Below are 12,550 nucleotides of genomic sequence, written 5' to 3'. Positions count from 1 at the left end.
AACAGAATTTGGGGAGGAAGAACATGACTGCATACGGGAATTATCCGGAACTGGGCGTCACGCTGGACAACCACGTCGCCGTGGTCGAGATCCAGCGCCCACCGCACAATTTCTTCAACTTCGAACTGATCGGGGCCATCGCCGACTGTTTCGAGGATCTGGGGCGGGAGGCGGACTGCCGGGCCATCGTGCTCTGCGCGCAGGGCAAGTCATTCTGTGCCGGTGCCGACTTCAGCGGCGACGACAGCAAGAACATCGGCAAGGGCGGCAACCTGTATCAGGAGGCCGTGCGCCTGTTCCGCACGCCGAAGCCGGTGATCGGCGCCATCCAGGGCGCGGCCATCGGCGGTGGCCTGGGTCTGGCCATGATGCCGGATTTCCGCGTTGCCTGCCCGGAGGCACGTTTCGCCGCCAACTTCACGCGGCTCGGCTTCCATCCCGGCTTCGGCCTGACCACGACCCTGCCGGAAGTCATCGGCACGTCGAAGGCGAACCTGATGTTCTACACCTCCCGCCGCATCAAGGGCGAGGAAGCGGCAGAGATGGGCCTGGTCGACGTGCTGGTGCCGCAGGAGAAACTGCGCGATGCCGCCATGGAACTGGCTGCCGAGATCGCCGAGAACTCACCGCTGGGCGTTCTGGAGACCCGCGCCACCATGCGCAAGGGACTGGCCGAACGGGTCAAGGCCGCCACCGATCACGAGCTTGCCATTCAGGACAAGCTGCGCACCACGGAGGATTTCGGCGAAGGCATCAAGGCCACCGCCGAACGCCGCGTCCCGAACTTCAAGGGACGTTGAAACCGGGAAAGGGAGAGACCATCGCCCTTCGGGTCAGAGGGTCTCTTCCGTCCCCAGGATTGCCGTCACCTGGCTGGACAGGTAACCGCCGCTGCCATGGGCGAGGGCCAGTTTCGCACCCTCTACCTGACGGGCACCGGCGACTCCGGTGATCTGCTGCACGGCCTCCACCAGGGTGAACAGGCCGTACATGCCGGGATGCACGCAGGACAGGCCGCCGCCATTGGTGTTCACGGGCTGAGCGCCGCCGGGGGCAGTGTGGCCGTTCTCGAAGAAGGCCCCGCCCTCGCCCTTCGCGCAGAACCCCAGATCCTCCATGAACAGGACCGGGTTGATGGTGAAGGCGTCGTAGAGTTCCACGACATCGATATCCTTCGGACCAACGCCTGCCTGGGCAAAGGCCTGTGGCCCGCTTTCGGAGGCGGCAGTGACAGTCAGGTCGGGCATCTGCGAGATATTGTGGTGGAACGTCGCCGCCGCAGCGCCGAGCACATAGGCGGGCTTTGACTTGTGGTCCTTCGCGCGGTCGGCACGGGTCACGACGATTGCCGCGCCCCCATCCGTCACCAGGCAGCAGTCCCGCACCCCCAGAGGCGTGGAAACGCGCCGTGCCTGCAGCACATCGTCCACCGTCAGATCCCCCTGCATATGGGCGTCGGGGTTCAGGTTGGCCCATTGCCGGGCGGAGACGGCGACTTCGGCCAGTTGCTCCGGCGTCGTGCCGTACTCGTGCATGTGCCGCGCGGCGGCAAGCGCATAGGCGCTGACCGGCAGGCGCGGCCTGTAGGGGCCTTCGTAGGGGTCGGCACCGCTTGGCGTCACCAGCTTTCCCGCACCCGACAACTGGTTGCTGCCATAGGCGATCAGCGCCACGTCACACAGACCGGCATCAAGCGCCAGACAGGCCGACTGCAGGTGTGTCAGGAAGGCGGAGCCGCCGGTCCGGTTGTTCTCCGTGATCTTCGGCTGAATGCCGAGATACTCCGTGAACGTCAGCCCGGACAGGAAGTTGTCAGGCAGACAGATGTAAAGGGCATCCACATCGCCCGGCGTGATGCCCGCGTCGCGCAGGGCGCGGATGCTGGCATTCACCGCGATGTCCATGCTGCTGAGGCCGGGGTTGCGCCCGATGCCGAAGGTGGCGGCGCCGGTGATTGCGGTCTTGCCGCGCGGAAATCCATTCATGATCTGATCCTCGGGGTCAATGCAGCGTTCAGGCGGGGTCGAAGACGACGATGGGGGTCCCGTCCTCGTCTGCCACCCTGGCCTTGACCGCCATGCCGATCTGCACGTCCTCGGCCGCAAGCCCCTCGACCCGGCTCATCATGCGCGGGCCTTCCTCCAAGTCGATCAGCGCGACATTGTAGGACGGCGTCGGCGGGCGCTGGCCGATGGCTGTCGTCGAATAGACCGTGCCCCGCCCCGATGCGGCGACCCATTCAAGATCGGTGTTTCCCGTCACCGGCTCGGCGACGCGGGGATAGAACATGCAGCGCCCGCTGGACCGGCTGCGCAGCAGCATGAATCGCCCTTCGGCAAGATGCGCGCGGTATTCCTCCTCCGGCCTGATACCGGACAACTCCTCGGTCATCGTCTCTCCTCCCCCGATTGACTGGACCTCCGCCGAGAGTGACCGAACGGGGCTGACAGCACAATGGCGGCGCGCGCATGTTACCCTTGTGGTCATGATTGCCATGACCCGGCCAGACAGGGGGGAACAGCCAGCATGAAGATCGCCATCCTCGACGACTACCAGAACGTCGCCCGCGCCTACGCCGACTGGACCCGCCTGCCGCCGCATGCCGAGCTGATCGTGGTGAACGAGAACATTCCCGATCCGGATGCCCTCGCCGCCCGGCTGGGTGATGTGGATATCCTGTGCGTGATGCGGGAACGCACGCCGATCACGGCGGCGCTGATGCAGCGCCTGCCCGGCCTGAAACTGATCGTGACCACCGGCATGTGGAATGCCGCCATCGACATGGACGCCGCAAGCGCCCGCAACATCACCGTCTGCGGAACGGAGGGGCCGGGCCACCCGACGGCGGAACTGACCTTCACGCTGCTGCTGATGCTGGCCCGCCGGATGCCGCAGCAGATGGCGGCCCTGGCAAGCGGCGGCTGGCAACCGCAGGAGATCGGGCACAGCCTGGCGGGCAGCACGCTCGGCCTCATCGGCCTTGGCAAGCTGGGCGGGCGCGTTGCCGGCTACGCGCAGGCTTTCGGCATGAACGTGCTGGCGTGGAGCGCGAACCTGACCGAATCCCGTGCGGCGGAAGTCGGCGTGAAACGTGTTTCATTCGACGAACTGCTGGCCAGTTCCGACCATGTCTCGGTGCATGTCCGGCTGTCGGAGCGGACGGAGGGGCTGCTTGACGCCGACGCGATCAGCCGGATGAAACGGGGCGCGACCCTGATCAACACCTCGCGCGGCCCCATCATCGATGTGCCCGCCATGATCGCCGCACTGGAGTCAGGTGCCCTGTCCGGTGCCGGTATCGATGTCTATGCGCAAGAGCCCCTGCCCGCCGACGATCCGATCCGGAAGGCACCCAACGTGATCCTGACGCCCCACGTGGGCTATGTCTCCGAGGATACCTGGCAGATGTTTCACGAGAAGATGCTGGAAGACATCCTTGCCTTCATCGACGGCAAACCTGTCCGTGTCATCAGCACCTAGAGCGTTCCGTCGAATGATGGAATCGGCCACGCGGCACGGCTGGGCACCCGGGTCAGGCCCGGGCACGACGTGGTTGGGGGTGGCGAAGTGATCTCTCACTCCCCACCCCACCACGACGCCCGCGGACCTGATCCGCGGGCCCAGTCGCCCATCGTGACGTTGTTCGGCCGGGTACCCGGGTCTGGCCCGGGCTCGTCGTGCTGGCAGGTAGAAGACAGCCGCGATCAGCCTGCGGCTTCGATCTTGTCCTGGGTCTTGGTCTCGAAGTCGCTGGCGTCATGGCGCTCGCGCAGCTGCGAGGAAGGCTCGCCCATGGCACGATTGACCATGCGGCCCCGCTTCACGGCCGGACGCTGTCCGATCTGCTTGGTCCAGCGCACCATGTTCTTGTAGGACGAGGCATCCAGGAACTCTGCCGCCTCGTAGACCGCGTTGTTGATCACCGCGCCATACCAGGGCCAGATCGCCATGTCGGCAATCGTGTACTCGTCACCGGCAATGTACTCGTTGTCGGCAAGCTGACGGTCGAGCACGTCGAGCTGGCGCTTCACCTCCATCGCGAAACGGTCGATGCAATATTCGATCTTCACCGGCGCATAGGCATAGAAGTGGCCGAAGCCGCCGCCCAGATAGGGTGCGCTGCCCATCTGCCAGAACAGCCAGTTCAGGGTCTCGGTCCGCTTCGCCGGATCCTTCGGCAGGAACTCACCGAACTTCTCGGCCAGGTACAGCAGGATGGAGCCGGATTCGAAGACCCGCGTCGGGGTCGCGGTGCTGTGATCCACCAGCGCCGGAATCTTGGAATTCGGGTTGGCCGCGACGAAGCCGCTGCCGAACTGTTCGCCGTCACGGATATTCACCAGCCAGGCGTCGTACTCGGCACCCGTGTGGCCCTTGGCCAGCAGTTCCTCCAGCAGCACCGTCACCTTGACGCCGTTCGGCGTGGCCAGGGAGTAGAGCTGCAGCGGGTGCTTGCCGACCGAAAGTTCCTTCTGGTGCGTCGGCCCGGCGATGGGACGGTTGATATTGGCGAAGGCACCGCCGTTCTCCTGTTCCCACTTCCAGACCTTCGGCGGCGTATAGGACGTTGCATCATTCATCGTGTGACATCTTTCATTCTGAATTCGGGTAACCGCGGTTTCTTCTCCGCCCACTCCGCAGGAGAGGCACGCATTGTTGCAAACGGTGCCCCTGTCGTGAAGCGGCCACCGACTGATCTAGCCCCCCTGAACCGAAAGGAAAGTCTGACGCACGGGCGCGTGATCGGACGTCCGGGGCTTGAATTGAGTGCTCTGCCACCGGAAAGTGCCCGCGCAGGTTTTTCGAGGGAGAACAGGTCATGGCCGCGGATGGCAGCAAGGCAGCAATCGACAAGGAGGCCTTGCGCCGGAAATACCGCCAGGAGCGCGACAAGCGGCTGCGGCCCGATGGCAATGCCCAGTATCTGGAACTGAAGGGGCAGCTGGCGCACTACCTGGATGATCCATACACGCCACGGGTCGAGCGGGAGCCGGTGACGGACCACGTCACCTTCGCCTTCATCGGCGGCGGCTTCGCCGGGCTGGTCACTGGCGCACGACTGACAGAGGCAGGGGTCCGGGACATCCGGATCATCGAGAAGGGTGGCGACTTCGGCGGCACCTGGTACTGGAACCGCTATCCCGGCGCGAAGTGTGACACGGCCTCCATGGTCTACATGCCGCTGCTGGAGGAAACCGGTCACATGCCGACCGAGAAATACGCCCATGCGCCGGAGATCCTGGCCCACTGCCAGCGCATCGGGCGCCAGTACGGCCTGTACGACAATGCGCTGTTCCACACCGAGGTCTCGGCACTGGAATGGGACGAGGCAGCCACACGCTGGCGGATCGAGACCAATCGCGGCGACCGTTTCACCGCACAGTTCGTCGGCATGGGAACGGGTCCGCTGCATGTACCGAAGCTGCCCGGAATTCCGGGGGTCGAGGACTTCCGGGGGCATTCGTTCCATACCAGCCGCTGGGACTATGACTATACCGGCGGCGACCCGTCCGGCGCGCCGCTGGAGAAGCTGGCGGACAAGCGCGTCGCGATCATCGGCACCGGTGCCACATCCGTTCAGTGCGTGCCGCACCTGGCGCGCGCCTGCGCCGAGCTGTTCGTGTTTCAGCGCACGCCGTCCTCCGTCGATGTCCGCGACAACCGCCCCATCGATGCCGACTGGTTCGCGGAGATCGCGACGCCGGGATGGCAGCAGCGCTGGCTGGAGAACTTCACCGACAATCAGACCGGCGGCCAGGCCAGCGAGGATCTGGTGCAGGACGGCTGGACCGATCTGGCACGGCGCATACGCACGAAGATCATGCAACTCCCCCCGGACCAGATAACCCCGCAGAACATGCTTGCCGCCTGGGAGGATGCCGACTTCGAGAAGATGGAGGAGATCCGCGCCCGCGCCGAGGCCATCGTCAATGACCCGGAAACCGCCGAGAACCTGAAGGCCTGGTACCGGCAGCTCTGCAAGCGGCCCTGCTTTCACGATGCCTACCTGCAGGCGTTCAACGAACCCGGCACGCATCTGATCGACACGGATGGCAAGGGCGTGGAACGGATCACGGCGACGGGTGTCGTCGTGGCGGGCACCGAGTATCCCGTCGACTGCATCATCTATGCTTCCGGCTTCGAGGTCGGGACCGAGTACCATCGCCGGGCCGGTTTCGACCTGAAGGGACGGAACGGCAAGCTGCTGTCCGAACACTGGTCGGAGGGGATGCGGACCAAGCACGGCATCCACGTGCACGGCTTTCCCAATGCCTTCATCGTGCAGCCGACCCAGGGCGCCAACCTGATCTCCAACGTGCCGCACAACCTGACCGAGTCAGGCCGGACGATTGCCGCCATCGTCCAGCATGCGCTGGCAAACGGCGCGTCGGAGGTGGAGGTGACGGCAGAGGCCGAACAGGCCTGGATCGACCTGCTGCTGACCGGGTCAGGACGCATGATCGGCGCATCGCCGGACTGCACGCCTGGCTATTACAACAACGAAGGCCAGGAACCGACAGCGGAATCCCGGCTGCGGGTCGGCTATCCGGCCGGGGCCTCCGCCTATTTCAGGTACCTGAAGGGCTGGCGGGACAAGGGCGATTTCGACGGTCTGGCATTCACCTAGCGTGTTCCGGGGTTCAAGTGTTGCGACAGACACAGACCTGGTTGGTCAGGAACCCCGGACCGCGAAAACGCCTTTCAGCCCCTCGGGCATACCCGAACCGCGCCGCCCCCAGGCATAGGCACCGACAACGACCAGCAATGCAATGATGTAGGGCAGGCTGGCCAGGACGTGGCTGGAAAGGACGAAACCGCCCGCCTGGAGCCGGGTCACCGCCGCTTCCGCGCCGCCGAAGACAAGCACCGTCGGCAGTACGAGATAGGGATTCCAGCGCGCGACGATCACCAGCCCCACGGCCACGAGCCCCCTGCCCTTGGTCATCTCCTGCGCCCAGGTCTGCGTATAGTCGACGGAAAGCACCGCCCCGCCGACACCGGCAAGGAACCCGCCCAGCAGGACCCCGGAGACCTGGATGCGCGGCACGGACAGCCCCGCGGCGCGCGCCGCCTCCGGTGCCTCGCCGACCGTCCTCCAGGCCAGACCCGTGCGGGTGCGGTAGAGCAGAAAGCCCGCCAGCAGGACAAGCAGGACAGCGGCGAGCGCGGTCCAGCTCAGATTGTCCAGCAATTGTGCCAGTACCGGGCTGTCGCCGAGCCATGAACCGCCGAGACTGCCGCTGGCATCCACCTGGCCGCCGACGAAGGCGCGGCCGTAAAAGGACGTGATGCCGAGTCCGATCATCCAGACGGCCAGCCCGCTGCCGAACTGGTTTGCCCCAAGCCCGATGCAGAGACCGGCATGGACCATGGACAGCACCACACCGGCCGCACCGCCGGCGATCAGGCCCAGCAGCGGATCACCGGTGGTCGCCGCGGCGGCGAAGCCGAAACAGGCCCCGGCCAGCATCTCCCCCTCGATACCCAGATTGATGATGCCGACGCGCTGGGAAAGGGTCTCGCCCAGAGTGACGAACAGCAACGGCGTCGCGCTGCGCAGGATCGCCGCGACCCATCCCGCGATCAGGATCAGCGTTGCCTCATCCACGACGCGACCTCCAGAGGGCAATCAGACCCGGCACCGCCAGCGCGGTGGCGAACATCAGACCCTGCAGCACGGTGGCGCTGGAGGCCGGAATCTTGTTGAAAAGCTGCAAGGTGTCCCCCGCCGCGATCAGGCCGCCGATCAGGAAGGAGACCGGGATCGCCAGCAGGGCGTTGTGCCCCGCCAGCCAGGCCACCAGAAATCCGGTCAGGCCATAGCCCACGGAAATGCCCGGCTGCAGCCGACCCTGGATGACCGAGGTCTCCCCGATCCCGGCAAGCCCGGCAAGTGCCCCGCCCAGCGCCATGACGATGATGACATGGCGGCGATAGTCCAGCCCCATCATCCGTCCCACCCGGACATTGCCCTTCAGGATGTCCAGCGACTGGCCCCAGCGGCTGAAACGGAAGAGCACGTGCAGGCAGAGCGCCAGCAGCAGGCCGAGCAGAAGCCCCGCATGGACCCGTGTTCCGAAGAGCTGCGGCAGGACTGCCGCATCGGGGAAGGCGATGGTGGCGGGCCAGCCCAGATTCCCCGGATCCTTCCACGGCCCGTAGACCGCGGCACTGACCATCAGCACCCCCACATAGTTCAGCAGAAGGGTGGTGATGGTCTCGTTGACCGACAGGCGCGCCCGCAGAATCCCCGGCAGCCAGCCATAGAGTGCACCGCCCGCCGCGCCCCCCAACAGCACCAGCGGCAGCAGCAGCCAGCCATCGAACGGCTGCGTCCAGAGCATCATGCCGGTGCCGATCAGGGCGCCGACATGGAACTGTCCTTCCGCACCGACGGAGATCAGTCCAAGACGGGCGGGGACGATGGCCGCCAGGGCGCAGAACAGGATCGGCGTCATCTTCACCAGCGTCTCGGACAGGGAATAGCGGTCGCCGACGGCATATTCGGCCATCGAGAGCAGGGTCGCGAGGGGCGGCTCGCCGATCACGGCAAAGAAGCCCAGCGCAACGATGATGAAGGCCAGCGCGGCAAGCGCCGCACCGGCAAGCCGTTCATGTCTGGCAAGGGTCGGCATCAGGCGCTCCGGGCCATGTCATGCATCAGCATCAGATCCCCGATTCCGGCCCTGTCGGCCTGATCGCGGTTCCTGATCCCGGCGATGCGCCCGTCCCGCAGCACGGCGATCCGGTGCGCATACTCCAGCAGATCGTCCAGTTCCTCGGAGAACCAGATGATCGACGCACCGCGCGCCAGATGGGCGAAGAGCTGGCGATAGACGGTTCTGGTCGCGGCGACATCCAGCCCCATGGTGGGATAGCAGGCAACGATCAGCGACGGCTCCCCGGCCAGTTCACGACCCAGCACCAGCTTCTGCAGGTTGCCGCCGGACAGGGTGCCGGTCAGCCGCGACGGTTCCGGGGGGCGCACATCGGCGGCCTGCAGCCGGACGGTCAGATCGGCCTGCCCGCGTCGGCCGAACTGCCAGAACGACCGCCGGCGGATATCGCGCATCTGCAGGTTGGCCGCCAGATCCAGCGTCGGCACCACGGCGTTCAGCATCGGCTGTTCGGGAATATGGGCCACGCGCCCATCCGGCACAGGCGGCGTCGGACGCCATGCAACCGAAATACCGTCCACGGTGACATCGCCTGCCGTCAGCGGATGCAGGCCCGCCAGCGCCTCCGCCAGCACCGTCTGGCCGTTGCCGACGACACCGGCGATGCCCAGCAGTTCGCCCGGAGCGACCTCGAGGCTGATGCCCTGGACCTGCTGGGTTTCCGTGCGTGCGCCAAGTTCGCGGACAACCACGCGGGCCACATTGCGGTCCGGCGGTGGCGGCGGACTTGCCGAGGCCGGACTGCCAGCCCCGATCATGCTATCCACCATCTGCTGGCGGGACATGTCCCGCGTCGGCCCGGCATGGATCAGCTTCCCCCGCCGCATGATGGCGGTCCGGTCCGCGCAGGCAGCCACATCGGCCAGCTTGTGCGTGATCATCACCACGGCCTTGCCGTCGGCCACCATCTCGTTGATCAGCCCGTAGAGACGCTGGGTCTCCGCCGGGGTCAGCACGGATGTCGGCTCATCGAGGATGATGGTCCGGGCGTCGAGGTTCAGCACCTTCGCCAGTTCGATCAGCTGTCGCTCCCCCACCGCCAGATCGGCGACGCGGGACCGGGGGTCCAGATCGGGGGCAAGCCGGGAAAGCACCTCAAGCACGGTATCGAGACCGGGCGCACCCGGCACCTGCAACCACGGTGCCCGTGGACTGGCCAGCAGCAGATTCTCCCGCACGGTCAGCGCGGGCACCAGGGAGAACTGCTGGAACACCATGCCGATGCCCACCGCCATGGCATCAGCAGGGCCACGGAACTGCTGTTGCCGGCCGTCGATCAGGATGTCGCCCGAATCCGGCTGGATCGCGCCATAGAGCACCTTCATCAGCGTGCTCTTGCCGGCCCCGTTCTCCCCCAGCAGCGCGAGGCAGCTACCGGATTCAATCTCGATGCTGACATCATCATTCGCCACCAGCGACCCGAAGCGCCGCGTGATGCCGCGCAACTGGATCAGTCGCCCGGGCATCAGGCCGGGTGCAGGGCGAACATGGCATCGACCTCGACGGCCGCCCGTTGCGGCAGGGTCTCGACGCCGACCGCCGTGCGGGCATGGGCGCCGATCTCGCCGAAGAACTCGTGCATGAGGTCCGATGCACCGTTGATCACCTTCGGCACGAGATCGAAATCGGCCGGCGCATTGACGAAGCCACCAAGCCGCAGACAGTTGGCAACCCTGTCCAGATCGTCATTGCAGGCCAGCGCCAGGGCCGCGATCAGGTTGAGACCACAGATGCGCGCCGCCTTGATCCCTGCCTCGAGATCATGGTCCAGACCGATCTTGCCCCGCAGGGTCATGGTGCCATTCCATTCGCAGGTCTGACCGGCAAGGATCACCAGATCACCGTGCAGGCTGAAGGGACGGAAGTTGGCGATGGGCACCGGCACCTGCGGCAGTTCGATCCCCAGTTCGGCCGCCCGGCCCGAGAAACTCGCCATCAGACCGATCCTCCGGAAAGTCCGGCGTCCGAAAGCCCCTGCAACAGGGCGTCCGAACCTGTCACGAAGCCGTAGAGCAGCTTCACATTGTAAAGCACCGACTGCACGCAGTAGTCGGGCGACGTCGTGGCGGAGCCATCCTCCACCAGGATCGTGTCGTAGCCCAGGAAACTGGCGTCCTCCAGCGTGGTCATCACGCACTGGTCCATGTTCACGCCGCCGATGAAGAGGGTCTTCACACCAAGGTTGCGCAGCACGGCATCTGTCTCGGTATCCCAGAAGGCACTGAAACGGTGCTTCAGGATCTGGATGTCGCGCTTGCCCGGATTGATCTCGTCGACGACCTCGGCACCCCAACTGCCCTTGCGCAGCACCTCGGAGCGGGTGCCGGGCACGGGACTGCCCAGATCCACCTCCGTGCCCGTCGGATTGTGGGCATGCAGCAGGGAGGGATGGATGTTCAGCAGATCCTTGCGCACCCCCCAGTTGACCCAGATGACCGGCAGGGCGGCAGCGCGGAAACCATCGACCAGCCGTCGCAGCGGTTCGATCGGCGCCCGGTTGGGCGAAACATCGATGCCCCGGCTGTGCAGCCATCCGCCTTCCGTGCAGAAATCGTTCTGCATGTCGACGATCATCAGCGCGGACTTGTGCGCGTCCACCACGATGTCCTGCGGTTCCGCCGCAACCGACAGCGGCTTCGGCGCCGGCGTCGGCCGGGTCATGTCGACCTGCGCAGGCGTGACCTGCCAGCTTTCTCCCGGGGCGGCACCCATCGCCTTGCCGCCCCCCTTGCCTGCGTCAGTCATCAGTTGCTCGCTCCCGTCACGCCCTTGACCAGGTAGTCCATGCTCTCGACCTTCTCCATGGGCATGGTCTCACCGGCCTTCGAGACGACCGTTCCGTCCTGGCTGACGATCAGGCCGGACCAGACTTCCTTCTCGCCGCTGATGATGGCCTGCTTCAGCGCCAGCACCTTGCTGCGGACATCCTCCGGCACGTTCTTGCCAAAGGGATCCAGAACCGCATGGCCGCTGGCCAGATCACCACGCACATGGCTCGGCTTCCAGGTCCCGGCCTGGATTTCCTTCACCAGGTCGACCATCATCGGCCCCCAGTTCCAGGACACACCGGTCAGCCAGGCGTTCGGTGCCCGGTCAGAGATGTCCACATCCTTGCCGATGATGAAGACGTTCCGCTTTTCGGCCGTCTGGGCGATGGTGATCGGCGAGTCCACCTGTTCGGCGATCACGTCGATTCCCTGGTCGGCAAAGGCATTGACGGCCTCCGCCTCCTTCTGCGGCTCCCACCAGCCACCGGTCCAGACGACTGTCGTGGTCACGTCCGGGTTCACGGACTGCGCCCCGAGGGTGAAGGCGTTGATGGAGCGGAAGAGCTGCGGAATCTGGAAGGCGCCGACGAAACCCAGCTTGTTGGTCTTGGTCACGGAGCCCGCGACAACACCGGCCAGATACATGCCGTCATCCGAATCCGCCCAGTAGGTCCCGACATTGCCGGACGTCTTCAGGCCACCGGCGTGCAGGAAGGAGACCTCCGGGTACTTCTTGCCCAGCTTGATGGCATGATCCAGATAGCCATAGCTGGTGGCGAAGATGATGTTGTGGTCGGTGCTGATCAGCCGTTCCATCACCCGCTCCACCTCGGCGGACTCCGGAATCGCCTCGAAGGTCGTGGTGCTGACGCCCTCGATCGACTTCTCCACGTGCTCACGCCCGAGGTCCATCGACATGTTGTAGCCATAGTCAGCCGCCGGGCCGACATAGATGAACCCGATCTTCTGCTCAGCCGATGCCGCGAATGCCGTCGCGCCCATCACCCCGGCGATTGCCAGTCCCAACCATTTCTTCATTCCCGCCTCCTGCTCTCGCCCGGCCAGGATGATCATCACCCAGACGGGGCTAAGTAAATATTCATT

Annotated in this window: 12 protein-coding genes; 3 read left to right on the top strand and 9 right to left on the bottom strand. The window is 65.5% G+C overall.

Annotated elements, in window-relative coordinates; genetic code table 11:
* Positions 1-23: 23 nt before the first annotated feature.
* Positions 24-800 (top strand): enoyl-CoA hydratase/isomerase family protein, encoded by a 777-nt coding sequence (locus tag QGV54_RS06005; RefSeq protein ID WP_281017748.1) that lies wholly within the window; start codon positions 24-26, stop codon positions 798-800.
* A gap of 33 nt (positions 801-833) precedes the next feature.
* On the opposite strand, the gene QGV54_RS06000 is transcribed toward QGV54_RS06005, so the two are convergent.
* Both QGV54_RS06000 and QGV54_RS05995 read right to left on the bottom strand, forming a co-directional pair.
* A complete protein-coding gene (locus QGV54_RS06000; protein ID WP_281017749.1) occupies positions 834-1,985 on the bottom strand; it encodes a thiolase in 1,152 nt (383 codons plus the stop codon).
* A gap of 28 nt (positions 1,986-2,013) precedes the next feature.
* Positions 2,014-2,391: an OB-fold domain-containing protein gene (locus QGV54_RS05995; protein ID WP_281017750.1), complete on the bottom strand. Its 378-nt coding sequence runs from the start codon at positions 2,389-2,391 to the stop codon at positions 2,014-2,016.
* Between the two features lie 135 nt (positions 2,392-2,526).
* Between QGV54_RS05995 and QGV54_RS05990 the strand changes: the two genes are divergently transcribed.
* On the top strand, positions 2,527-3,480 hold the full coding sequence (locus tag QGV54_RS05990) for a D-2-hydroxyacid dehydrogenase family protein (RefSeq protein WP_281017751.1): 954 nt from the start codon (positions 2,527-2,529) through the stop codon (positions 3,478-3,480).
* A 224-nt stretch (positions 3,481-3,704) separates the two neighbouring features.
* Here the strand turns inward: QGV54_RS05990 and yghU are convergent, their stop codons facing one another.
* The gene (gene yghU / locus QGV54_RS05985; RefSeq protein WP_281017752.1) at positions 3,705-4,580 is read right to left on the bottom strand and encodes a glutathione-dependent disulfide-bond oxidoreductase; all 876 of its coding nucleotides are present in this window, start codon (positions 4,578-4,580) and stop codon (positions 3,705-3,707) included.
* A 239-nt stretch (positions 4,581-4,819) separates the two neighbouring features.
* On the opposite strand from yghU, the gene QGV54_RS05980 reads away from it, so the two are divergent.
* A complete protein-coding gene (locus tag QGV54_RS05980; RefSeq protein ID WP_281017753.1) occupies positions 4,820-6,628 on the top strand; it encodes an NAD(P)/FAD-dependent oxidoreductase in 1,809 nt (602 codons plus the stop codon).
* A gap of 45 nt (positions 6,629-6,673) precedes the next feature.
* On the opposite strand, the gene QGV54_RS05975 is transcribed toward QGV54_RS05980, so the two are convergent.
* The 6 genes from QGV54_RS05975 to QGV54_RS05950 are packed head-to-tail and all read right to left on the bottom strand — an operon-like array spanning position 6,674 to position 12,484.
* Positions 6,674-7,609: an ABC transporter permease gene (locus QGV54_RS05975; protein WP_281017754.1), complete on the bottom strand. Its 936-nt coding sequence runs from the start codon at positions 7,607-7,609 to the stop codon at positions 6,674-6,676.
* Positions 7,602-8,636, bottom strand: coding sequence for an ABC transporter permease (locus tag QGV54_RS05970; RefSeq protein ID WP_281017755.1), 1,035 nt, complete (start codon positions 8,634-8,636; stop codon positions 7,602-7,604). The genes QGV54_RS05975 and QGV54_RS05970 overlap by 8 nt, the downstream gene beginning before the upstream one ends.
* Positions 8,636-10,144, bottom strand: a complete 1,509-nt coding sequence (locus QGV54_RS05965) for an ATP-binding cassette domain-containing protein (protein ID WP_281017756.1) — start codon at positions 10,142-10,144, stop codon at positions 8,636-8,638. The genes QGV54_RS05970 and QGV54_RS05965 overlap by 1 nt, the downstream gene beginning before the upstream one ends.
* Positions 10,144-10,614 carry a RidA family protein gene (locus QGV54_RS05960; RefSeq protein WP_281017757.1) on the bottom strand — a complete coding sequence of 157 codons (471 nt, stop codon included), beginning with the start codon at positions 10,612-10,614 and terminating at the stop codon, positions 10,144-10,146. Before QGV54_RS05960 ends, QGV54_RS05965 begins: the two co-directional genes overlap by 1 nt.
* Positions 10,614-11,423 (bottom strand): isochorismatase family cysteine hydrolase, encoded by an 810-nt coding sequence (locus tag QGV54_RS05955; RefSeq protein WP_281017758.1) that lies wholly within the window; start codon positions 11,421-11,423, stop codon positions 10,614-10,616. Before QGV54_RS05955 ends, QGV54_RS05960 begins: the two co-directional genes overlap by 1 nt.
* Positions 11,423-12,484, bottom strand: coding sequence for a BMP family ABC transporter substrate-binding protein (locus QGV54_RS05950; RefSeq protein WP_281020083.1), 1,062 nt, complete (start codon positions 12,482-12,484; stop codon positions 11,423-11,425). Before QGV54_RS05950 ends, QGV54_RS05955 begins: the two co-directional genes overlap by 1 nt.
* Positions 12,485-12,550 lie beyond the last annotated feature (66 nt).

The organism is Minwuia sp. IMCC3060 (assembly GCF_029909435.1).
Lineage (GTDB): Bacteria > Pseudomonadota > Alphaproteobacteria > Minwuiales > Minwuiaceae > Minwuia.
The sequence above is the reverse complement of the archived record's forward strand: the minus strand, read 5'-3'. Positions and strand labels throughout refer to the sequence as shown.